A 20,254-nucleotide genomic window follows, 5' to 3' on the forward strand; every position below is an offset into this window, starting at 1 on the left:
GGGGTCAAGCCCCGTGGGTCATGCGCGCAGCAGCTTCTTGCGCACCAGGTGAATATGGTTGCGCAGCGCGTACAGCTCGTCGGCGTAGGACAGCGGCACGCTCACCTTTTCGGCCTGTGCCTCCAGCGTGTTCAGGGCCTTGAGGAGTTCGGCCGAATCCGCCTTGCCCGCTTCCATGTCGTTCTCGATCTCGCGAAGCCGGCCATACCAGCGGAACACGCGTGAACGCACCCGGAACTGGTACAGCGGCGGCACGATGCGCGACAGTGGCAGCATGATCGCCAGCAGGATGCCCAGCACGAGCCACATGCGCTCAATCAGATTGGCCATCCAGAACGGCAGGTAGCGCTGCAGCATGGGGACGGGCTCGTTCATGGCACGGTCGCCTTCCTTGGCGATGGGCAGTTCGCTGCTGCGCGAGTTGGGGAACTCCCGTGCGCGGTTGAACCAGCCCGAGCCGCCGTGCAGCTTCTGCGCGTTCTGTGCGAACAGGGTCAGCAAAGCGGGGTGCGTGCCCTCGCGCGCCAGCAGCGAGGTGGTGGAGGCGACCAGGCGCACGTCCCGTGTGGGCACATTGGCGGCCAGGTCCACCACGCCACGTGGCAGGGTCACCGGCGTCAGGAACGGAAAGCGCCTCGCATAGGCCTCATGCTGGGCGAAGTCGAGCAGTTGCACGCCGGGCGTCTGCAGCAGCATCTGCACCATCAGCGATTCAGGGGCGGAGGCAAAAACCAGCGCATCGAGCTTGCCCGCCAGAAAATCCATGGTGGCAGGCGTCTGCTCCAGCCGCGACATCTTCACCGCGCCGGGCTCCACCTTGTTCGCGTCGAGCAGGCGTTCCATCAGCTTGGGCACGCCACTGCCTTCGGACCCCACATTCACACGCCAGCCGCGCAGCTGGCGCAGGCTGTCGAGCCTGGGTACGTTGTAGGCACGCTCGGCGGATTCCGTCCGGTAGAACAGCCACACGGGCTCTACAAACAGGCTGCCCAGCGATACCAGCGCGTCCGCATCATCAGGCTGCAGTTCGGCCGTGCCGCCCTGCACGAATGCCACGTCGGCCTTCCCCTCGCGCAGCAGCTGGAGGTTGTGCGAGGACCCGTCGCTGGGCAGCAGCACGACCTCGATGCCGTCCACCGCCAGCGCTTTCTGGTAACGCTTGCCAAACTCTTCATACGCACTCTGACCGGGGCCGGTGGCCAGCGTCACCGTCTTGGGCGGGTTGGGGTTGAGCCACCAGTACGCCACCATCAGCAGCCCCACCGCCAGAAAGGCAAGCGGGCCGGCCGACACGATCAGGTCGCGCAGGGAAAGCAGGGTGTTGCGAAAGGCCTGGGACATGTGATCGGTGTGGAGTGCAAAGGGTGGACGGCGGGGGCTGCGAGAAGGGAGCGGGTACGGGTATCACGCCGGAGGCGGTTGAATCAGGGCGGATGGCCGGCCGCGGTGCCGGCGATGCTCCCTGCGGGGCCGGGGCACGCTGATTATCCGTGCATGCGCGGCCGCGCCAGGGGAGCAAACGTATCCGTTGGTGCGGTATGTGCCGGGCCCCGCCCCTGCGGCCCCGTGCGCAGGACGGGGGCAGCATGGCAAACTGTCTGCTGCTTCATCTTCCGTGCCCACCCTGGCGCCGTCGCTCCCATGACGATCCTGACCCGCGAGAACCTCGGCAACGGCAGCTTTCGCAGCCACCTGGCCATGCCGGAACATGCCTCATGGACGGATGCACGGCTCGATCAGTCCTTTGCAGAGACCTGGGCCCAGCGCCCCGGCGGCCCTGTCTGGGTCTTCGGGTATGGCTCGCTCATCTGGAACCCGCTCATGGTCTTCGAAGAACAGCGCACGGCCACGCTGCGGGGCTGGCACCGCAGCTTCTGCCTGCGCTCCATCTCGGGGCGGGGCAGTCCCGGGCAGCCTGGCCGCGTGCTCTCCCTGCTGTCCGGCGGCGAGGTCCAGGGGGTGGCGCTGAGGCTTGCCACACCCACGGCCCGCGACGAAGTCCGCCTGCTGTGGACGCGCGAGATGACGGGCGGCAGCTATGTGCCGCGGTGGTTGCCGGTGCAGCTGGCCGGGGGCGGTACGGTCCATGCCATTACTTTCGTGGCCAACACCGAGCACCCACAGCACGAGCAGGACGCGTCAGCCTCCACCGTGGCACGGCTGGTCGCCCGCGCCCGTGGCGTGTTTGGCCCCAATATTGACTACGTGCTGGCGCTTGATCGTGCGCTGCGGGAGCACGGGCTGCATGATCCCTACATCGAGGCGATCATGGCCAGGATGCGGGAAGCGTCCGAGGCGCCGTAGCCTACGCCGCATCCCGGGGCTCCCACGGCATCTACGGCTTGCTGCTGCGCCGCTGGCGCTCGTAGGCCACGCATTCCTGCAGCGACAGCTCGTCATTCTGGTCCGTGTCCGCGGCTTCGAAGTAGGCCATGCGGGTTTCCACAACCTCCTTGAACGAAAGCCTGCCGTCACCGTCCTTGTCGGTGGCCGCCAGCCGCTTCAACCGGCCCTTGCCCATGCGGGGCACGTTCGCCAGGCCGGAGAGCGGGACATAGCCGTCCGCGTCAGGGCCCAGGCTGTGCCAGCTGCGCACGATGTCCTGGTGAAACTCATCCAGCGAGACGCTGCCATCGTGGTTGAGATCGGCGGAGGAGCAGATGGCCTGGAGCCGGTTGGCGAGGGGCTTGGGTGCGGGTTTCTGGCCGGCAGCGGCAGACCTGGGCGGCGTGGCGGGCGAGGACACGGGGGTGTCGGCTGCGTGGCCCGCTGCCACCAGCGCCAGCGTGCAGGCGGCAGCGCCAAGAAGGCGAAGGGCGGGATTCGTCATCGTCGTCATCTCGGGCTCCTTACCACCACCAGCGCTGGCTGGGGCTGCGGTTGCATGGCCACACCATGGTGGGCGCTCCCTGGCGGACCCGGCCGTCTTCCACGTCCAGGCACTTGCCATTGAGCTGGCTCACGATCTGCCCACCCCGTGTGGACCAGCTCTGGCTGCGGGAGCCGGAGCACGACCACAGCACCACGCGCGCGCCGTCGCGTGGATCGCCACGGTCCACATCCACGCACAGGTCACGCACGCGGATTTCGCCGCTCCGGCCCACGCTGAAGCGCTGGGATGCCGTGCCGTTGCAGTCATACACCTGCAGCGGGGTGCCAGGCCGGATGTTGCCCTTGGTCACGTCCAGGCACAGGCGGCCGTCCACACGGATCTCGCCGCCACGGCCACCGTAGTCGGGATAGTCCGGGTACTCGGGCCTCCGGTCGTCGTCATGCCGGTTGTGGTTGGCCAGCAGGGCAATGCCTGCGATGGCGGCGACGGCAGCCACGGCCGCGCCGGCATTGGAGCCGCTCTGGTTGTTGCCGGACGCGTAGGCCCGGGTGACCTTGAAGCGGCCGCCGCAGCCGCCGTTGGTCCACAGCTCGCGGCGGGTCAGGTCATAGCCCCAGGTTCTGTTGAAGCGGCAGGCGCCTTGCGTCTGTTCGCTCAGGTCCACCTGGGTGGTGTCGTCCGGCAGGCGGTAGGAGGCATAGCCTCCGTTCGACTGCAGGTCCACGAACTGGTCCTGGGCCATCGCGGCCTGGGCGTTCACCAGGAGAGGCAGGCACAGCAGCCAGGCGCGCCGTAGACGGGTCGGGTCTTTCATGGGTTCTCCTCGTTGCAATCGGAACTGTGGTGCTCGAAGCCCGCCGCGCGGCCGGGCCGCACTGCACGGCTGCCGGAAGCCCGGCGCATGGGGGCCGTCCGGCGTATGCATCATAGGGGCTTCCGGGGGGCTTGCCGTGTCGGCTGTTCCAGCCGCCGTGCCTGGAATCCTCTGGCGAGGGGCGCCGTTGCGCCGGGCCGGCGGGGGGCAATGCGCACGCCTTCTTCGGCGCTGGCCTGCCGTGCGGTGGCCCGCGCGGGAAGCCCCAGCGGCAGTGCCTGCATCGGCGTCAACCGGGCAGGCGTGGCCGGCCAGGGATCAGGGAAGCGTCATCCCAGGTCGCCCGCCCAGGGCAGGTGCAGTCCCTCCGCCGTGGTGATCGCGCGTGCTGCCCGTGCCGCCCGCGCCGTGGCGATGGCCGTGGCTTCCGCGGCCATGGTGGCCAGGACCATCATGCCCAGGCTCTTGTTGGCGCGGCCGGTGCCCAGGCTGAAGATCGTGTCGCCATCCGACATGGTGTGCACGGGGTTGATGCTGCGGGCCAGCCCGTCGTGGGCGGCAACGGCCAGGCGATGGGCCTGGACCTTGGTGATGGCGGCGTCGGTGGCGACCACGCCGATGGTGGTGTTGGTGCCCGCCAGCAGCGGCTGTGGCGGGTCGCCGCGCAGCAGGGCGCGGCGGGTGTCGCGCAGGCGCAGGCCGTCGTCGGTGCGGGCGCCGGCGATCACCTGGGCGGTGTCCGGGTCCACCACGTCGCCCAGCGCATTGCAGGCAATGAGGGCCCCCACGGTCACGCCATCGACCGTGACCGAGGCGGTGCCGATGCCGCCCTTCATGGCGCGCTGGATGCCGAAGATCTTGCCCAGGGCCGCGCCGGTGCCAGCGCCCACATTGCCTTCCGCGGGGTCTGCGGTGGAGGCCGCATCGCACGCCGCATACCCCGCCTCGGCATCCGGGCGGATGCGCATGTCTCCCACCAGCAGATCGAACAGCACGGCGGCGGGCACGATGGGCAGGCGACCCACCGCCACGTCGAAGCCGATGCCGCGCTCTTCGAGCCAGCGCACGGCGCCGGTGGCGGCATCCAGCCCCCAGGCACTGCCCCCGGCCAGCATGATGGCGTGCACCTTGTCCACCAGATTCGACGGGTCGAGCAGATCCGTCTCGCGCGTGCCGGGCGCGGCGCCGCGCACGTCCACGCCTGCCACCGCGCCCTCGCGGGTGATGATGACGGTGCAGCCCGTGGGGCGACGGGTTTCTGTGAAGTGGCCGACTTCGATGCCGGCCACGCGGGTGATGCTGCCGGCGCTGCCGGCCAGGACGTGGGGGGATGAACTCATGGCTTTGATTATGTGCCCGGGCACCGCGCTGTCCTTGCGCGGTGTCAGGGCTCCGGGCGATCCTGTCAGGGCGCTTTTTCGAGGCGCGTGACGTGGTAGGCCCCGCCCACCTGTTCGGCCCTGAAACGCACCTTGTCGCCGGGTTTCAGGTCGCCCACCACGCTGGCGTCCTGCACGCGAAAGACCATGGTCATGGGTGGCATGTCCAGGTTTTTTATCTCTCCGTGGCGAAGGGTGACGCGCAGCGTGCGCGCGTCCCAGCGGGTGATCTCGCCTTCGCTGAGCGCATCCTGGCCACCGGCGTGCGCGGACGCTGCTTGGCCGGGGGCGGCCGCAGGCACCTGGGCCACGGCGTGCTGCGCCGCTGCAGCCAGCGCGAGCGCGGCCAGGACCGGAAGGAGGGTGGAGGCGGTGATGGCTTGCAAGGATTTCATGGGGTGCCTTTCGCTGTGGTGGCGCGGTAGCTGTTGAAGACGCGGGTGGTGCCGTCGCGGGCGACCAGCAGCACGTCGTAAGGGTCGCGGCGGTTGCCATAGGCGGCGCCATCCATGCCGGGCGAGCCGATGGGCATGCCCGGCACGGCCAGCCCCAGGGCCGGGGGCTTTTGCCGCAGCAAAGTGCGGACATCGCTCGCGGGAACGTGCCCCTCGATGAGGTAGCCGCCCACCAGCGCGGTGTGGCACGAGCCCAGCTTTGGCGGCAGGCCGAGGCGGGCGCGCACGGCGTTGTTGCCGGTCTCGTGCACCGTCACCTTGAAGCCGCTGGCTTGCATGTGGTCCACCCAGTCCTTGCAGCAGCCGCAACTGGGGTCTTTCCACACTTCCACCGGGGTGGCGGTGCCCGTAGCGGCCCGGGCCAGCCCCGGCAGCGTGGCGGTTGCCAGCGCGGTACCCAGCAGGGGCAGCGTGGTGGCCAGCCACTGGCGGCGGCTGGACTGGCCTGCGGATGTTGTCGTGCCCGTGGCTTGGGGCAGGGCGGCGCCGTGCGCGGCCGTGGTGTATCGGTTCATGGGTTCTCCTGGGGTGCGGGGCGGTATCACGGCTTGCGGGGCAGCACGGTGATGGTGCCGGTCATGCCCGCCTGGTAGTGGCCCGCGATGAGGCAGGCAAAGTCGAACTGGCCCGCGCGGTTGAACTGCCACACGATGTCGCCTTTCTTGCCCGCGCCCACATGGGCCATGTAGGGCTCGTCGTGCTCCATGCCGGGGTGTTTGGCCATCATCTCGGCGTGTGCGTCCAGGTCGGCCTTGGTGCCGATCACGACCTCGTGCAGCACCTGGCCCTTGTTCTCGGCGCGCAGCCGCACGGTTTCACCCTCGCGCACTTCGATGTGGCTGGGGGTAAAGCGCATGTCGTCCGTCATGCGCAGGGTGATGGTGCGGGCCACGGCCTGGGTGTCGCCCGCGATGCCCCATGCCTTCTGTTCCTTCACCGCCGCTGCGCGGGCCCCGGGGTGCGGCATGTTTTCATGGGAGAAACTGCTGGTTGCGGATGCCAGTAAAGCGATGGCTGCTATGAATTTGATAGTTTTCATGATGGATGATTCCTTTTCAATGGGGGAGGTGCTGGCCGTGGATGTCAGTGCCGATGTCCGCTGGCCGCGGGCTTGCGCGCGGAGGCCGCGCCGGTTGCTGTGCCTGGCGTGTCGCCGCGGGGCGGGTGCGGGGTGCTGGCCACGAGGCCCTTCCATTCCTGGGCCTGGGTGCCGGGCGGCTGCTGGTAGTCGCCCGGGTCCCGGTAGTCGCCCGCCGCCTGGCCGGCGCGCACCTTGAAGGTGGTGAACATGCCGCCCATCTCCAGCGGGCCATAGGGGCCGGTGCCGGTCATCATGGGGAAGGTGTTGTCGGGCAGGGGCATTTCCATCGCACCCATGTCGGCCATGCCGCGCTCGCCCATCACCATGTAGTCGGGCACGATCTTCTGGATCTTGCCGACAAGGCCCTCGTGCTGAACGCCGATCATGGTGGGCACGTCGTGCCCCATGGCACCCATGGTGTGGTGGCTCTTGTGGCAGTGCAATGCCCAGTCGCCGGGCTCGTCGGCGATGAGCTCGATCTGGCGCATCTGGCCCACGGCCACGTCGGTGGTCACCTCGGGCCAGCGCGCGCCTTTGGGCACGGGGCCGCCGTCGGTGCCGGTCACCTCGAACTCGTGCCCATGCAGGTGGATGGGGTGGTTGGTCATGGTGAGGTTGCCCACGCGGATGCGCACGCGCTCGCCCTGGCGCGCCACCAGCGGGCTGATGGCGGGGAACACCCGGCTGTTCCAGCACCAGATGTTGTGGTTCAGCATGGTGTTGACCTTGGGCGTGCGGCTGCCAGGCTCCACGTCGAAGGCGTTGAGCAGGAAGGCATAGTCGCGCTGCACGGGGGCGATGTGCGGGTGCGCCGCCTTCGGGTGCGTGATCCACAGGCCCATCATGCCCATGGCCATCTGCACCATTTCGTCCGCATGCGGGTGGTACATGAAGGTGCCCGGGCGGCGTGCCGTGAATTCGTAGACAAAGGTCTTGCCCGGCTGGATGGCGTTCTGGTTGAGCCCGCCCACGCCGTCCATGCCGTTGGGCAGGCGCTGGCCGTGCCAGTGGATGGTGGTGTGCTCGGGCAGCCGGTTGGTGACGAAGATGCGCACGCGGTCGCCCTCCACCACCTCGATGGTGGGGCCGGGGCTCTGCCCGTTGTAGCCCCACATGTTGACGACGAAGCCCGGCGCGACCTCGCGCACCACGGGTTCGGCAACCAGGTGGAACTCCTTGACGCCCGCGTTCATGCGCCAGGGGGTGGTCCAGCCGTTGAGGGTGACCACGGGGTTGTAGGGACGGCCCGTGGGCGGGTGCAGCGGCGCGGACGTATCGGCGCTGCTTTGCATGGCGGGCTCGGGCAAGGCGGCCAGGGCCGCGCGGCTGACGGAAACGGCGGCCACGGCCGTGGCGGCGCCGGAGAAGAAATGGCGTCTTTGCATGTCAGTGGCCTTGTGGTGATGAGGAGGGGGCAGCGCTGGCTGCCAGGTCTTGCAGCGCGCCCGGCGACGTGCCGGTGAGGGTGAGCTGCAGGTCGGTCTCGGCCAGCCAGAAATCGCGCTGGGCTTCGATGGCGTTGGCCACCGACTGCGTGCTGGCGCGCGCCTCGGCCAGCAATTCCCAAACGCTGGCGAGCATGCCGTTGTAGCGCAGGGTGGTCTCCTGGGTGATGAGCTGGCGCAGGGGCACCACCTCGTCGCGCTGCTGGCGCGCCAGGTCGAGCGCGGTGCGGTAGGTGAGCCAGGCGGCGCGCACTTCGCCACGGGCGCGCACGGCGGTCTCCTGCAGCTGGGCAGCGCTTTGCTCCACCTGGGCCTGGGCCCGGGTGCGGGCGGCACCGCCCCAGTCGAACAGGGGAAGGGGCGCATCGATCTCCCAGCCGCGCGTGATCTCGCGGTGGCCGGAGCCGCGCTCGGCGGCGGTGTTGCGGCTGTAGGCCAGGCCCACGTCGCCAAACACGGCCCCCGCGCGGCTCCAGCCCTGGCGGACCGCCTGGGTGTCGAGCTGGCGGCGTGCGGCCTGCACATCCAGCCGCTCGCGCAATGCGATGGATTCGATGCCGTCCGCGGGCAAGGCGCCGTCTGGAAGGGGTGGAAGCGCGTCCGCCAGGCGGTACTGCGCCTGCAGTCCCCACAGGCCCATGCGGCGGTTGAGCTGTTCGCGCTCGGTGGCGGCGGCAAGCCGGGCGCGGGAACGCAGGCGGATGGCCTCTTGCAGCACCGCCTGTTCACGGGCGTGCTGCAGGCGGCTCCAGTTGCCTACGCGCGCCATGCGGCGGGCCAGTTCGGCCCCGGCTTCTGCGGCTTGCACCATGCGGTCGTGCGTGGCGCTGACCTGTTCGGCAGCCACGGCGCGCAGCCAGGCGCGTCGTGTGTCGGCGGCCAGCGCCACCACCTCCTGCGCGGCTTGCAGCGTGGCGATCTGCATGCGCTCTTCCTGGCGCTGGCTGCGCCATGGCAGGGTGATGAGATCCAGCAGGCTGAAGGCCAGGGTGCGCTCGATTTCACGCTCCTGGCTGTTGGTGAAGCGCCCCAGGGCCAGGTGTGGGTTGGGCAGCGTGATGGCCTGCACGCGTTCGGCATCCGCCACGCCCAGGGCGGCCAGCCGCGCCTGCAGGCCGGGGTTGTTGAGCAAGGCGATGCGCACGGCGGCATCCTGCGTGAGGGGCTGGGCCAGCCACCCCTGCAAGGACTGCTCCGCCTTGGCCCGGGCTGCCGTGTCGTTGGCGGGCAGGGCCGCGGCCTGCGTGCTGCCCGTTCGGCCCGCGGTGAGCGCGGCCACGTCGCCCCGCAGGCCGTCGGGCGAGACGCTGGCGCAGCCCGCGAGCACGGCCGCAGCGGCCAGCACGGACAGGCGTGCGGGACGGCGGCGTGCCGTTGAAGAAAGGAACTGCGGCGCGCTCATGGCCGGCTCCCGGGCGCGTGGTGGTGGCCATGCGGGGAGGGTTGCGGGGTTGCGGAACCGCCCTGGCTTCCGTGGATGCCGTGGGAGTCGCCGCGTTCGGCGCGGGGCCCCTGTGGCGTCGGGGCGCTGGGGGTGGGAGGCTGGGCGCCCTGCCGGGCCTCCCAGGCCAGGATGTCGGCATGGCCGCGGGGGAAGGCGGCCACCGCCCTGTGCGCATCACGCCATGCATGGGGTGCGGGCGCCTCCTCCGCCAGTGCAGGCTGGGGCCCGGTGGCGCGGTGGACCAGCGCCGCCGTGGGCGCATCGGGGTCCGCCGCAGGGAAGGGCAGGGATCCCGTGCCCGGGGCGGCGGTGCCGTTGGCGAGTGAAAGTGCCGGTGCGAGCAGCACCAGGCAGGCTGCTCGCCGGAGCGGCGGTAAAGACAGGAAAAATGAAATGGGGGCGCGCATGGCGATCTCCAGACAACAGACGAACAGGGCATGGCGCTGCCGCCCCGCCACCCGATGGCGGGTGGCTGTGGGGCTCGGGCAGACGCACTTCGGGCGTCAGAGGTCAGGCGATGGGTGGCTTGATGGCCAGTGCCGCGGGAGCACTGTCAAACTGCGCGGAGGCGACGGGCAGCATGGCGCCCGTGGGGGGGTGATCCGGTGCTGGCGCCATGGGCGCATCCAGCATCGCGGAATGGCAGATCTCGCACGCCGAGCAGGCGGCGGAGTGGTGCTCGTGCGCCGCGCAGCCGGCACTGGTGCCGTCGCACCCGGCGGAGGCAGCGGCCAGCATGGCATGGCCAGGGTCCTGTCCGTCCCCTCCCTCTCCGGCAGGCAGGCCCTGGTGGTGCTCCTGCCCCGCCGTGCCGATGGAGTCGCCGCCAGCGGCATGGTGATGGGAATGTTCCTGCGGGTGCGACGTGCCCGCGGGGAGCAGCGGCGGCAAGACGCCCGCGGCCATGGCCGTGCCGGTGAGGCCCCGGAGGACCAGCACCAACATCAACACGAAATAGAGGCCGCGACGCATCCACCAATGATACGGCGGCGGGCCCCAAGGTTCCCGGCGCCTTTCCATATTGTCATCTGGCGGCCATCGCCGGGCCGCCCAGGCCGCTCATACCGCCATGTAGCGCCCCGGGCGGTGGTTCATGGCCAGCACCAGGTTCAGCGCCACGGCCCCGGCGATGGACCAGGCGACGCGAAGGGGTTCCACCGTCCACAGCGCCAGCAGCACGATGCCGCAATCCACGGCCATCTGGATCTTGCCCGCGCGCCAGCCGTAGCGTTCCTGCAGGTAGAGCGCGGCGATCCCCACGCCGCCCAGGCTGCACCGGTGGCGAAACAGCACCAGGAACCCCGTGCCCGTGATAAGCCCCCCCGCGATGGCCGCATACGGCGGCTGCAGCTGCGCAAACTGCAGGAACTGCGCCTGCAGTTCGGTCAGCAGCGACAGCAGCAGCACGGCGGCAAAGGTCTTGACCGTGAACGCACGCCCCAGCTTGCGCAGGGCCAGCCAGTAGAAGGGCAGGTTGAGGACGAAGAAAATCTTGCCGAAACCGATGCCCGTGGCGTAGTGCAACAGGAAGGCAAGGCCTGCCGTGCCCCCGGTGAGCAATCCCGCATTGGTGAAAAACGCCACGCCCACGGAGATCAGCAGCACCCCCGTGAAGATGGCCACCGCGTCTTCCGTGAGCGTGTGGGGCGCTGCGGCGGCAGCGGGCGTGGGGATGGAGGGCATGGGAGGAACAGCGGGAGAACTCGGCATGGTGTGCAGCGACGGGCCGTGGGGGGAGGGACAACCGCCGGATTGGACCATGCAATCCCCGTGCCCGGCTTGAGCGGCGTCAAGGCTTGCGCGCGCGGGGAAGGAGGTGGGGAGGCGCTCCCGCCGGCACGGGCCCCTGGCCAGGTTTTTGCCTTGGACCAGATGTAACACCTGCAACCTCGGGCCCGGCGCGGCAGGGCGGCCCGCGGTTCCTGCGAAAATAGCTGGTTTTGCCCACTGGGGACCGGTTCCCTGATGCCCCCGCCCTCCGGGAGGGCGGCAAGAAGCGCAGTGAAATGGTTTTCCAGGGATGTATCCGCACCACAGACTCAGCAGCTCAGGACTGGTTGTCCTGCTCCAGCAATGGATGCAGGCCGATGCGGGTGCGGCCGCGCGCGCCGACGTGGCGCAGGAGCTGGGCCAATGGCTGAGCACGGTGGACGCCGTCACGCTGAGCCGTTCGCTGCATGCCATCGACGCCTTCCCGCAGGGGGAGGTTGCGGGCGCGGACGGGGCGGACCTGCAGGCACTGCAAGCGCTGTTTCAGCGCACCCAGGCAGAGCTGACGGCGCTGGCGTCGTCCAAGCCCGCGCCCGCCAAGCCGGCCCGCGAGCGCGCCGACAACACGCGCGCCCAGGCGCCGGACCCGCAGGCCGAGGCCGAGTACGGCTTTCATGCGCCGCGCTACCTGGGCCTGCAAAAGCAGATGGATGCGAAGTTGCTGGGCTTGCGCGCGCAGGTGCGCCACGGGGTGTCGCAAGGCTCCCGGGGCCTCAGGCAACTGGCGGCACTCGATGCCGTGATGGAACAACTGAGCTTTGTGCGCGAACAGCGCCTGTGGGCATCCCTGTCCGCGCACCTGGACCGGCGCCTGGTGCAATTGCGCCGCGCCCACCAGGAGCGGCTTTCGGCCCAGGGGCTGCCGGATGACCCGCAGCGCTGGCGCCTGCCCGGCGGGTGGCTGCACGCGTTCGAGCGCGACATGCAGGCGCTGCTTCTGGCCGAGATGCATGTGCGGCTGCAACCGATCCTGGGCCTGCTGGAAGCAGCCCGCAACGAGAACTTGGAACGACACGAATGAACAAGAGTGTGATGGCCGCCGTATTTGCCCTGGGCCTGGCGGCAGTGGGATGGGTCGGTGGGGGATTCGTGGGGTCGAGCCCGCTGGCACTGGCGATGACGGTGGTGATCGGCGCGGTCTATGTGCTGGGTGCGCTGGAGCTGGTGCAGTTTCGCCGCGGCACCGTGGCATTGACCACGGCGCTGGCGGATGGCGCGCAGCAGCCCCTGGTGGACCTGGGCTCCTGGCTCGACCGCCTGCCCGCCGCGCTGCGCCACCCGGTGCGCCAGCGCATCGAGGGGGAGCGTGCCGTGCTCCCGGGGCCGGCCCTCACGCCGTATCTGGTGGGACTGCTGGTCATGCTGGGCATGCTCGGGACCTTCCTCGGGATGGTGGTCACCTTCAAGGGCGCGGTGTTTGCCCTGGAGACCTCGGGCAGCCTGGAGGGCATCCGCGCCGCCCTGGCCGAGCCCATCAAGGGCCTGGGCCTGTCGTTCGGCACCTCGGTGGCGGGCGTGGCGGCCTCGGCCATGCTGGGGCTCATGTCCGCGATCGCCCGTCGTGAGCGGCTGGTGGCCGTGCGGCAGCTCGATGCGCACATTCCCACCGTGTTCCGCCCGTTCTCGGCGAGCCATCGCCGCGAGGAGACCTTCCAGGCGCTGCAGGCCCAGGCACAGGCCATGCCGCTGATCGCCGAGCGCCTTCAGGGCCTGGTGGAAGGGCTGGAACGCCGCCACGACAAGCTGGCCGCGCAATTGCTGGCGCAGCAGAAGGATTTCCATGGTGAGGCGTCGTCGGCCTACACCCAGCTGGCGGGCGCCGTGGGCGCATCGCTGCACGACAGCCTGGGCGCCAGCGCCCGCGTGGCCGGCGAAACGCTGCGGCCCGTGGTCGAGCAGGCCATGGCCGAACTGGCGCAGGAATCGCAACGCGCGCACCAGCGGCTGACCGATGCCACGGCGGCCCAGATGCAGGCGCTGTCGGCCCAGTGGGAGGGCACGGCCCGCCAGGTCTCGGACACCTGGACATCGGCCCTGAACAAGCACACGCAGGTGCAGGACCGCCTGATGGGAGGCTTTGATGGCGCATTGCAGTCTGTGACCCAGGCGTTCGAGCAACGCTCCGCAGCGCTGCACGCGGCCCTGCAGGACACGGCGGCGCAGTCGCACGCCGCCCAGAAGGCGGCCGACGAACAGCGCCTGGCCGGGTGGACCCGGTCGATGGAGGGCATGGGCCAGACGCTGGCGGCGCAGTGGGAGCGGGCGGGCACACGCGCCGTGGAGCAGCAGCAGGGCATGCGCGACGCGCTGGAGGGCGCCACGGCGCGCCTGGACCAGTCCCTGCTGGCGGCCACCCAGGCTTTCGAGCAGCGCTCCACGGCCCTGGTCGCGTCGCTGCAGGACACGGTGGCGCACACCCACGTGGCCCAGGCAGCGGCCGACGAGCAGCGCATCGCCGGCTGGCGCGCATCGATGGAAGACACAGCCCGCTCACTCGCCGCCCAATGGGAGCGCGCGGGCGAGCAGGCCGCAGCCCAGCAGCAGGGCGTGGCGCAGGCGCTCGCAGGTGCTGCCGCGCAGCTGGGCGAGTTGCTGCAATCGGCCACGCAGTCGTTCGACCAGCGCTCCAGCGCGCTGCTGTCGTCGTTGCAGGACACGGTGGCGCAGTCCCACACCGCACAGATGTCGGCCGACCAGGCGCGCCTGGCCGGCTGGAACGTGTCCATGGAGGGTATTGCGCAGTCGCTGACGGCCGAATGGCAACGCGTGAGCACCCAGACGCTGGAGCGCCAGCAGGCCGTGTGCGATGCCCTCGAGACCGCGGTGACCGGGCTCACCGGCCGCATGGGCGAGCAGGTGGCCAAGACCCTGGACGGTACCGCGCGCCTGATGGACCAGTCCGAAGCGTTGCTGCGCACCCGCACCGACGCGGAGGCCCAGTGGCTGCAGGCGCAGGGCGACCGCATGGATGCGCTGGCAGGCGTGTGGCGCACCGAGCTGGCGGCGCTGCGCGATGCCGAGGCTGAGCGCGGGCGTGCGGCGGTCGACCGCCTGGAGGCCTTGCAGGAGGCCGTGGCCCAGCACCTGGCCATGCTGGGGTCGGCGCTGGAAGCACCGCTCACGCGCCTGCTGCAGACGGCGTCCGACGTGCCGCAGGCGGCTGCGGAGGTCATCGCCCAGCTGCGCCATGAGATGACGCAGCTGAGCGAGCGCGACAACGTGGCGCTGGCCGAGCGCACGGCCATGATGGAGCAGCTGGGTACGCTGCTCCAGTCCGTCAACGAGGCCGCTGTAGAGCAGCGCGGTGCCATCGAATCCCTGGTGGGAACGGCCGCTTCGGTGCTGGAGCAGGCGGCATCGCAGTTTGCACAGGCGCTGGACAGCCAGGTCGGCAAGGCGGACGAAGCGGCCACCCACGTGGCCGCCAGCGCGGTGGAGCTGTCGAGCCTGGGCGAGGCCTTTGGCCACGGCGTGGGGCTGTTCACCGCCAGCAACGAAAAGCTCATGGACAGCCTGCAGCGCATCGAAGGCGCCATCGGCCAGTCCCTGTCGCGCAGTGACGAGCAACTGGCCTACTACGTGGCGCAGGCACGCGAAGTGATCGACCTGAGCATCGCGTCGCAGCAGGGCATTGTGGAAGACCTGCGCCGGCTCAAGGGCAGGGCGGTGGCCGCTGCCGAACCGGAGGTGGCCGGATGATGGGCCTGGACGACGCCCTCGACGAGGGAACCGAGCAGACCGCGCCGGTATGGGCCGTGTTCGGCGATCTCATGGCCGGCCTGCTGGGCGCCTTCGTGCTGATCCTGGTGGGCGTGCTGGTGGTGCAGATCGATCTGGTGGCCAGCCTCAGGCAGGAGGTGGAAAAGCGCCAGCAGGAAGAGCAGCGCCGCATGGCCCTGGAGAAGGCGCTGGCCATCCCCTTGGCCAGCGGCCGTGTGACGGTGAATGACGGCCGCATCGGGATCAGCGGCAGCGTGCTGTTCGCCACGGGCTCCGACGAGTTGCGGCCCGAAGGCCGCCAGCTTCTCAGAAGCCTCGTGCAGCCCCTGCAGGTGTACCTGCGCGAACGCGACGAGATGCTGATGGTGAGCGGGTTCACCGACAACACCACACTGCTGCGCGGCAGCCAGCAGCGCTTTGCCGACAACCTCGAGCTGTCCGCCCAGCGGGCGCTGACGGTGGCGCGGGCGCTGATCGACGAAGGCATGCCGTCGTCGCAGGTGTTCGCCGCAGCGTTCGGCGCGGAGCAGCCGGTGGCCTCCAACGCGGATGAAAAAGGCCGCGCGCAGAACCGCCGCGTGGAAATGGCTCCCGTGCCCAAGGCATCGGGTGCAAAGCCTGCGCGGCATGAGTGAACCCACGCTCGAATCCCTGCGCGCCGAGGGTGCGGACCGCCACGACCCCGTGCGCTACCGCTACCTGGAGGTGCTGGCCGCGCGCCTGCCCGCACAGCCCCCCGCGGTGCAGCAGATACTGGAACAGCGGCTGCGGCGGGCCGTTGGGGCCTATGCGGACGGAGCCCGCGCGGCCGGCGGGCCGGCCCCCGGCGCGGTCGAGCCACCGGCGGCATCACCCCTGGCCCGGCTCAACCGCGACCTGGACGCACGGGCGCAGGCCGATGCGGAACGGGTGCGCATCGAAGGCGGTGCCAGCGCGTCGGACATGAAGAGCGTGCGCCAGTTCAGCGAGGTATGGTCCCGCATTGCCGCAGAGCAGCAGGTGGTGCAGGCGCTGGACCGTGGACCGGAGAACGCGGGGCCGCTCAACCCGCACAAGCTCATGCTGCGGTCGCTCAGCCTGATGCGGGGCCTCTCGCCTGACTACCTGCGGCGCTTCCTGTCTCAGATGGACTCGCTCCTGTGGCTGGAACAGGCGAATGCAGCACGCCCGAGAAACCTGGGCCCCGCAGCCCGCGGGGGGCGAAGCCGGCCCAGGGCATAAGAAGTCCCTGTCGAATCCGGCGGGCCTGTCCAGGGAGGGCCTGGCGCCGCACCGGCCGCCCCAGGGTTGCCTGGCCTGCGCCCATGCCCCTCACTGGGGCTTGGCCGCGATGTGGCGTTGCAGCAGCGCGTTGGACTGGTCGAGTGCCTCGGCGGTGTCGCTCAATTGCTGCTCGAGCTGATCCGTGCGCTCCACCGCCGCCTGCAGGTCGCCTTGCAGGGCGTCGGTGGGAATTTGTGTCGTGAGCACCGCGTGCACGACATCGAGCTCGTTGGCCGTGGCCTTGATCTGCTCGGCCGTTTCCAGGTTGCGGTTCAGTACCTCATCGATCTCGGAGGGCTGGGGCTGCTTCGTTGCGCTGGGCATAGGTAAGTCTCGCTGAGTAAATCAACTTCTGCCATCGGGGACGCGGCGCCATCGCCTACAGGCCGGGAGGTCGGATCAGGCGACATTGTAGGCAGCATCACAACAGAAAACGCAGCTCCCAGATGCCCCTCAACACCATCCTTGTCGAAGACAGCAAAACCATCCAGGAAACTCTGGTGCCCGCGCTGGAGGAACTGGCGGACGCGCGCGTCCTCGCCATCGCCGAAACCGCCAGCGACGCCACGGAGGCCGTCGCGCACTGGCGGGAAGACTGGCAGCTCATGGTGGTGGACCTGTTCCTGCGCGAAGGCTCCGGGATAGAGGTGCTGCAGGCCCTGCAGCGCGGGGACCGGCTGCGCGCAACGCCTGGCGCGCGGCAGGGCAGGCCCGGACAGCATGTCTACGTGTTGTCCAACTATGCGACGGCGGACATGCGCCGCCGGTGCGAGGAGTTGGGCGCCGATGGGGTGTTCGACAAGTCCACCGAGCTGGACGCTTTTTTCGAGCGTTGCAGCGAGCTGCCGCGCCGCGCAGGCACTGGCAGTTCCGCCGCAGCGGATCGCCGGTAGCCCCCGGGCTACCGGACGGCCGGGCCGGGATCGCTGACTGTGCCATCCTCCAGCGCCCGTTCGATGAGCGCAGCCACCGCGGGGTCCGGTGCCATGGGCCGGAAGGCGCTGACGTGCGCGCGTCCGATGTTCCCGGCGGGCAGGCGGGCCAGCAGGTGGCCCAGTGGTACCAGCGCGAGCCGCGCCATCTGGCCGGCGGCCTCGTGCGAATCCCGCAGCTGCAGCGCGTAGCGCAGCATCGCGCAGTGCGATCTCCAGTGCAGGGGCAGGGAAGCCTGGCCCAGCACATGCGCTGCCTCCAACCACCGCCAGCGCACCGCCGGGGGGGCCTCCGGCTGGCCCGCAAAACCGGCGAGCAGATGCTCGAACGCTCGGCGTTTGTGTTGCGCACAGGAGGGCGCTGCATGTTCTGCCGCCCGCAGCCCCGCGTGCTGTTCCGCCAGCTTGCGCCAGCGGCGCTGGCGATGCCGGTAGAACACCTGGGCGAATGCCGTGCTCAACGGCGTCATCAGCCAGGGCAGGTGGCGGGCCACGACCTTCACGTCGTCGGTGTACAGGGTCGTGCCGTCCGGCAGGGGCTCGAGCGTGATGCGGTGGTCCCAGCGGCGCATGAGCAGGCCGTCGCCGTTGTCACGCAGCGTGGGCCAGCCGCCAGCCTGCGGTGGCGGCTCGATGGAAATGCGCACGGTCTGGGAGCCCATGGGCAGCACGCCCAGCAGCCGCATGTCCAGCGCGAACTCGCCCTGTTCCCAGTGCGCGGGCCATCGCGCGCCTTGCACGGGCCGGAACCGCATGAGGGGCGCGGTGATGTGGCGAAAGACGACGGTGCTTTGCAGCTGCGTGGCCACCCACTCGGGCGGCGCGTTCAAGCGGGTGGACAGGTGCACGCGCATGGCTCAGTGCCCTTGCGGCTGCGGGCGGGCAGCACCACCCGCCAGTTCCTGGCGTGCCTGGCGGATCACGCTCCAGCCCCCGGTGATGGCCAGCCATGCCATGACGGCAGCCACCGCCAGGTCCGGCCAGGCCGTGCCCGTGCCGAACACCCCCAGCGCCGCGCCCATCACCGCGAGGTTGCCCAGCACGTCATTGCGCGTGCACAGCCACACGCTGCGCATGTTGGCATCGCCTTCGCGGTAGGCGTACAGCAGCACCGCCACGCCCAGGTTCGCGGCCAGGGCCAGCAAGCCCACGCTGCCCATCGTCAGGGGTTCGGGCGCAATTCCCTGCCAGGCGCCCCAGGCCACGCGTCCCACGACCACGAGGCCGAACACCAGCATGCTGGCCCCCTTGACCAGCGCAGCGCGTGCGCGCCATGCCAGGGCCATGGCCAGCACCCACAGCGAGAGTGCGTAGTTGGCCGCGTCGCCCAGGAAGTCGATGGCGTCGGCCAGCAGCGATGCCGAACCGGACTGCAGGCCCGCTCCGATTTCGAGCAGGAACATCGCGGCATTGACGATGAGCGCCACCCACAGGATGCGGCGGTAGCGCGGGTCCGCGCTGGTGGGGGCACCGTGGTCGTGGCCGTCGTTGGAATGGTGATGGCAATGTGCGGACATGGCGGTTCTTCTTTCTCCCGGGAGGGTTTTCAATGTGATGGCATCATTGGAAACCTTGAAGTCACTTGAAGGTCAAGCGATGGCACAGCCGGTTGCACAAACCCCCCAGTACCGCATCGGCGAGGCAGCCCGGCAATCGGGCGTGTCCGCCGCGAACATCCGCTACTACGAAAAGGAAGGGCTGCTCGCGCCCGGTGTCCGGGAGGACAACAGCTATCGCCTGTACAGCGCGGACGATGTGCACCGCCTGCGCTTCATCCGCCTGTGCCGCGCGATGGACATGTCGCTGGACGAGGTGCGCACCCTGCTGGCGCTGGACTGGACCCGCAAGCAGGACTGCGAAGCCGCGCGCGACACGCTGGATGAGCACCTTCAGCATGTGCGTGGCCGCCTGGCGGAACTGCTCACGCTGGAGGCCGACCTGCTCGCGCTGCGCAACCGCTGCGACGGGTCGGACACGCACTGCCACATCATCGAGGCCCTGCATGCGCGCGCCGATGAGCAGTCTGCCGTGGCTGCCTCGGCCGGCGTGGGAAAGCGCCATGTGTAGGCCAGCCGGGCGGCCCGCCGGCGGCACGGCCATGCCGGGTGGCCGCGAGGATGTGAAGAGCTGTTTCCTCCCTGCAGCCTTTTGCTCCTGAAAGGATAGCTGTTGGCGCTTATGAATGAAGCGCTGGAGGCCAAAAACACTCGCAATGGCCAGGGCGGCTCGTGGTCGGTACGGGCCCGGGTCACGCCGCTATGATCCGGCCATGATTTCGCGCTTGCCCGGCCTCTCCCTGCCCGAACGCGTGTGGAACACCGCGCGGCGCTGGGCGGTCGCGTGGTGGCGCATCCTGTACCTGGGCGCCGTCGTGCTCGTGCTGGTGCTGTCTCCGTCCAGCTACGGCAAAGGCACGCGCAGGGCGCTGGCGCGCCATCTGTACCTCGATACGGCACCCGTGCTGCTGGGGTTCACGGTGCTGGCGGCGCTGATCAGCCTGGTGCTGACGCGCATCGTCGTGGTCACGGCGCTCAGCTATGGCCTTTCGCGCTATGCGCTGGAGATGGTGATCCGCGTGCTGGTGCTCGAGCTGATCCCGCTCACGGCCGCGCTGTTCGTGGCGATGCGCTGCACCATTCCCAACGGCACGCAGATCACCCGCCTGCGGCAGAACGGCCGGTTCGACGCGCTGCGCGCCCAGGGCTCGGACCCGGTGCGCATCGAGCTTCTGCCGCGGGTGATCGCGGGCGTATTCGCGTGCATCACGCTCGCCGCGCTCAGCTGCGTGGTGGCACTGGTGTTGGCCTATCTGGGGGTGTATGGTTTCAACTTGGCGGGGGCGCCCAGCTACACGCGCATGTTCGGCCAGGTGTTCACGCCCAGCGTGACGATGGTGTTCGTGCTCAAGACGGTGTTCTTCAGCCTGGCCGTGGCGCTCATTCCCATGGCTGCGGGCCTGTACGACACTGGCGACCGCACCCAGCCCGATTCGGAGCTGGGGGGCCTGGCCCGCATGTTCGCCGTCCTGCTGCTGATCGAGGTCGCCTCGCTCATGGGCAACTACTACTGACTCCTGCCTGCCGACATCCGCCAGACCCTTACATCCCGCGACCCACGC

Annotated in this window: 23 protein-coding genes; 8 read left to right on the forward strand and 15 right to left on the reverse strand. The window is 69.8% G+C overall.

Annotated features, from left to right (window positions below; all coding sequences use genetic code 11):
- Positions 1-18: 18 nt before the first annotated feature.
- Positions 19-1,341 carry a TAXI family TRAP transporter solute-binding subunit gene (locus AC3RCE_RS10415; protein ID WP_218294250.1) on the reverse strand — a complete coding sequence of 441 codons (1,323 nt, stop codon included), beginning with the start codon at positions 1,339-1,341 and terminating at the stop codon, positions 19-21.
- Positions 1,342-1,641: 300 nt separating this feature from the next.
- Here AC3RCE_RS10415 and AC3RCE_RS10420 point away from each other — a divergent pair, with 300 nt between their 5' ends.
- The gene (locus AC3RCE_RS10420) at positions 1,642-2,304 is read left to right on the forward strand and encodes a gamma-glutamylcyclotransferase (protein WP_218338904.1); all 663 of its coding nucleotides are present in this window, start codon (positions 1,642-1,644) and stop codon (positions 2,302-2,304) included.
- 31 nt (positions 2,305-2,335) lie between these two features.
- Here AC3RCE_RS10420 and AC3RCE_RS10425 read toward each other — a convergent pair whose 3' ends face one another.
- From AC3RCE_RS10425 to AC3RCE_RS10475, 11 genes are all read right to left on the reverse strand, one after another.
- Positions 2,336-2,839 (reverse strand): EF-hand domain-containing protein, encoded by a 504-nt coding sequence (locus tag AC3RCE_RS10425; RefSeq protein WP_492255115.1) that lies wholly within the window; start codon positions 2,837-2,839, stop codon positions 2,336-2,338.
- Positions 2,840-2,849: 10 nt separating this feature from the next.
- Positions 2,850-3,647 carry a lectin gene (locus AC3RCE_RS10430; protein ID WP_369642256.1) on the reverse strand — a complete coding sequence of 266 codons (798 nt, stop codon included), beginning with the start codon at positions 3,645-3,647 and terminating at the stop codon, positions 2,850-2,852.
- Positions 3,648-3,976: 329 nt separating this feature from the next.
- Complete coding sequence (locus AC3RCE_RS10435) at positions 3,977-4,987, reverse strand: P1 family peptidase (protein WP_492255116.1); 1,011 nt, start codon at positions 4,985-4,987, stop codon at positions 3,977-3,979.
- A 65-nt stretch (positions 4,988-5,052) separates the two neighbouring features.
- Positions 5,053-5,421 (reverse strand): copper-binding protein, encoded by a 369-nt coding sequence (locus AC3RCE_RS10440; protein ID WP_218338901.1) that lies wholly within the window; start codon positions 5,419-5,421, stop codon positions 5,053-5,055.
- The gene (locus AC3RCE_RS10445) at positions 5,418-5,996 is read right to left on the reverse strand and encodes a DUF411 domain-containing protein (protein WP_492255117.1); all 579 of its coding nucleotides are present in this window, start codon (positions 5,994-5,996) and stop codon (positions 5,418-5,420) included. Before AC3RCE_RS10445 ends, AC3RCE_RS10440 begins: the two co-directional genes overlap by 4 nt.
- Positions 5,997-6,022: 26 nt before the next feature.
- Complete coding sequence (locus AC3RCE_RS10450) at positions 6,023-6,520, reverse strand: cupredoxin domain-containing protein (protein WP_218338899.1); 498 nt, start codon at positions 6,518-6,520, stop codon at positions 6,023-6,025.
- Positions 6,521-6,564: 44 nt separating this feature from the next.
- Positions 6,565-7,947, reverse strand: coding sequence for a multicopper oxidase family protein (locus AC3RCE_RS10455; RefSeq protein ID WP_492255118.1), 1,383 nt, complete (start codon positions 7,945-7,947; stop codon positions 6,565-6,567).
- Between the two features lies 1 nt (position 7,948).
- Positions 7,949-9,409: a TolC family protein gene (locus AC3RCE_RS10460; protein ID WP_492255119.1), complete on the reverse strand. Its 1,461-nt coding sequence runs from the start codon at positions 9,407-9,409 to the stop codon at positions 7,949-7,951.
- Positions 9,406-9,798, reverse strand: coding sequence for a hypothetical protein (locus tag AC3RCE_RS10465; protein ID WP_492255120.1), 393 nt, complete (start codon positions 9,796-9,798; stop codon positions 9,406-9,408). The genes AC3RCE_RS10460 and AC3RCE_RS10465 overlap by 4 nt, the downstream gene beginning before the upstream one ends.
- 163 nt (positions 9,799-9,961) lie before the next feature.
- Positions 9,962-10,396 carry a hypothetical protein gene (locus AC3RCE_RS10470; protein WP_492255121.1) on the reverse strand — a complete coding sequence of 145 codons (435 nt, stop codon included), beginning with the start codon at positions 10,394-10,396 and terminating at the stop codon, positions 9,962-9,964.
- Positions 10,397-10,510: 114 nt separating this feature from the next.
- Entirely contained in the window at positions 10,511-11,134 is a 624-nt protein-coding gene (locus tag AC3RCE_RS10475; RefSeq protein WP_492255122.1) for a YitT family protein, read from the reverse strand.
- 337 nt (positions 11,135-11,471) lie between these two features.
- Here AC3RCE_RS10475 and AC3RCE_RS10480 point away from each other — a divergent pair, with 337 nt between their 5' ends.
- From AC3RCE_RS10480 to AC3RCE_RS10495, 4 genes are read left to right on the forward strand one after another with little or no spacing between them, the layout of a single operon-like run.
- Complete coding sequence (locus AC3RCE_RS10480) at positions 11,472-12,242, forward strand: DUF3348 family protein (protein ID WP_218294262.1); 771 nt, start codon at positions 11,472-11,474, stop codon at positions 12,240-12,242.
- Positions 12,239-14,920, forward strand: a complete 2,682-nt coding sequence (locus AC3RCE_RS10485; RefSeq protein ID WP_492255123.1) for a DUF802 domain-containing protein — start codon at positions 12,239-12,241, stop codon at positions 14,918-14,920. Before AC3RCE_RS10480 ends, AC3RCE_RS10485 begins: the two co-directional genes overlap by 4 nt.
- Complete coding sequence (locus AC3RCE_RS10490; RefSeq protein WP_218294264.1) at positions 14,917-15,576, forward strand: OmpA family protein; 660 nt, start codon at positions 14,917-14,919, stop codon at positions 15,574-15,576. The genes AC3RCE_RS10485 and AC3RCE_RS10490 overlap by 4 nt, the downstream gene beginning before the upstream one ends.
- Positions 15,569-16,162, forward strand: coding sequence for a DUF2894 domain-containing protein (locus AC3RCE_RS10495; protein WP_492246465.1), 594 nt, complete (start codon positions 15,569-15,571; stop codon positions 16,160-16,162). The genes AC3RCE_RS10490 and AC3RCE_RS10495 overlap by 8 nt, the downstream gene beginning before the upstream one ends.
- Positions 16,163-16,252: 90 nt before the next feature.
- Here the strand turns inward: AC3RCE_RS10495 and AC3RCE_RS10500 are convergent, their stop codons facing one another.
- Positions 16,253-16,528: a hypothetical protein gene (locus tag AC3RCE_RS10500; protein ID WP_218294266.1), complete on the reverse strand. Its 276-nt coding sequence runs from the start codon at positions 16,526-16,528 to the stop codon at positions 16,253-16,255.
- Positions 16,529-16,650: 122 nt separating this feature from the next.
- Between AC3RCE_RS10500 and AC3RCE_RS10505 the strand changes: the two genes are divergently transcribed.
- Positions 16,651-17,097, forward strand: a complete 447-nt coding sequence (locus AC3RCE_RS10505; RefSeq protein WP_218294267.1) for a response regulator — start codon at positions 16,651-16,653, stop codon at positions 17,095-17,097.
- Positions 17,098-17,105: 8 nt separating this feature from the next.
- Here AC3RCE_RS10505 and AC3RCE_RS10510 read toward each other — a convergent pair whose 3' ends face one another.
- Together AC3RCE_RS10510 and AC3RCE_RS10515 are read right to left on the reverse strand one after the other, a co-directional pair.
- Positions 17,106-17,990: a DUF3703 domain-containing protein gene (locus AC3RCE_RS10510; RefSeq protein ID WP_492255124.1), complete on the reverse strand. Its 885-nt coding sequence runs from the start codon at positions 17,988-17,990 to the stop codon at positions 17,106-17,108.
- A 3-nt stretch (positions 17,991-17,993) separates the two neighbouring features.
- Positions 17,994-18,653 carry a cation efflux transmembrane domain-containing protein gene (locus AC3RCE_RS10515; RefSeq protein WP_218294269.1) on the reverse strand — a complete coding sequence of 220 codons (660 nt, stop codon included), beginning with the start codon at positions 18,651-18,653 and terminating at the stop codon, positions 17,994-17,996.
- Positions 18,654-18,732: 79 nt separating this feature from the next.
- Here AC3RCE_RS10515 and AC3RCE_RS10520 point away from each other — a divergent pair, with 79 nt between their 5' ends.
- Positions 18,733-19,203, forward strand: coding sequence for a Cd(II)/Pb(II)-responsive transcriptional regulator (locus AC3RCE_RS10520; protein WP_218338890.1), 471 nt, complete (start codon positions 18,733-18,735; stop codon positions 19,201-19,203).
- A 202-nt stretch (positions 19,204-19,405) separates the two neighbouring features.
- On the forward strand, positions 19,406-20,206 hold the full coding sequence (locus AC3RCE_RS10525) for an MlaE family ABC transporter permease (protein ID WP_218294271.1): 801 nt from the start codon (positions 19,406-19,408) through the stop codon (positions 20,204-20,206).
- Positions 20,207-20,254: the final 48 nt, after the last annotated feature.

Source organism: Acidovorax sp. GW823-FHT05D11 (assembly GCF_058795695.1).

Coding starts and splice junctions, on each gene's coding strand:
- AC3RCE_RS10480 (WP_218294262.1), top strand. CDS start 11,472: ATGTATCCGCACCACAGACTCAGCAGCTCAGGACTGGTTGTCCTGCTC.
- AC3RCE_RS10515 (WP_218294269.1), bottom strand. CDS start 18,653: ATGTCCGCACATTGCCATCACCATTCCAACGACGGCCACGACCACGGT.
- AC3RCE_RS10425 (WP_492255115.1), bottom strand. CDS start 2,839: ATGACGACGATGACGAATCCCGCCCTTCGCCTTCTTGGCGCTGCCGCC.
- AC3RCE_RS10490 (WP_218294264.1), top strand. CDS start 14,917: ATGATGGGCCTGGACGACGCCCTCGACGAGGGAACCGAGCAGACCGCG.
- AC3RCE_RS10435 (WP_492255116.1), bottom strand. CDS start 4,987: ATGAGTTCATCCCCCCACGTCCTGGCCGGCAGCGCCGGCAGCATCACC.
- AC3RCE_RS10450 (WP_218338899.1), bottom strand. CDS start 6,520: ATGAAAACTATCAAATTCATAGCAGCCATCGCTTTACTGGCATCCGCA.
- AC3RCE_RS10420 (WP_218338904.1), top strand. CDS start 1,642: ATGACGATCCTGACCCGCGAGAACCTCGGCAACGGCAGCTTTCGCAGC.
- AC3RCE_RS10485 (WP_492255123.1), top strand. CDS start 12,239: ATGAACAAGAGTGTGATGGCCGCCGTATTTGCCCTGGGCCTGGCGGCA.
- AC3RCE_RS10520 (WP_218338890.1), top strand. CDS start 18,733: ATGGCACAGCCGGTTGCACAAACCCCCCAGTACCGCATCGGCGAGGCA.
- AC3RCE_RS10510 (WP_492255124.1), bottom strand. CDS start 17,990: ATGCGCGTGCACCTGTCCACCCGCTTGAACGCGCCGCCCGAGTGGGTG.
- AC3RCE_RS10455 (WP_492255118.1), bottom strand. CDS start 7,947: ATGCAAAGACGCCATTTCTTCTCCGGCGCCGCCACGGCCGTGGCCGCC.
- AC3RCE_RS10430 (WP_369642256.1), bottom strand. CDS start 3,647: ATGAAAGACCCGACCCGTCTACGGCGCGCCTGGCTGCTGTGCCTGCCT.
- AC3RCE_RS10415 (WP_218294250.1), bottom strand. CDS start 1,341: ATGTCCCAGGCCTTTCGCAACACCCTGCTTTCCCTGCGCGACCTGATC.
- AC3RCE_RS10445 (WP_492255117.1), bottom strand. CDS start 5,996: ATGAACCGATACACCACGGCCGCGCACGGCGCCGCCCTGCCCCAAGCC.
- AC3RCE_RS10525 (WP_218294271.1), top strand. CDS start 19,406: ATGATTTCGCGCTTGCCCGGCCTCTCCCTGCCCGAACGCGTGTGGAAC.
- AC3RCE_RS10500 (WP_218294266.1), bottom strand. CDS start 16,528: ATGCCCAGCGCAACGAAGCAGCCCCAGCCCTCCGAGATCGATGAGGTA.
- AC3RCE_RS10440 (WP_218338901.1), bottom strand. CDS start 5,421: ATGAAATCCTTGCAAGCCATCACCGCCTCCACCCTCCTTCCGGTCCTG.
- AC3RCE_RS10495 (WP_492246465.1), top strand. CDS start 15,569: ATGAGTGAACCCACGCTCGAATCCCTGCGCGCCGAGGGTGCGGACCGC.
- AC3RCE_RS10470 (WP_492255121.1), bottom strand. CDS start 10,396: ATGTTGGTGCTGGTCCTCCGGGGCCTCACCGGCACGGCCATGGCCGCG.
- AC3RCE_RS10475 (WP_492255122.1), bottom strand. CDS start 11,134: ATGCCCTCCATCCCCACGCCCGCTGCCGCCGCAGCGCCCCACACGCTC.
- AC3RCE_RS10460 (WP_492255119.1), bottom strand. CDS start 9,409: ATGAGCGCGCCGCAGTTCCTTTCTTCAACGGCACGCCGCCGTCCCGCA.
- AC3RCE_RS10505 (WP_218294267.1), top strand. CDS start 16,651: ATGCCCCTCAACACCATCCTTGTCGAAGACAGCAAAACCATCCAGGAA.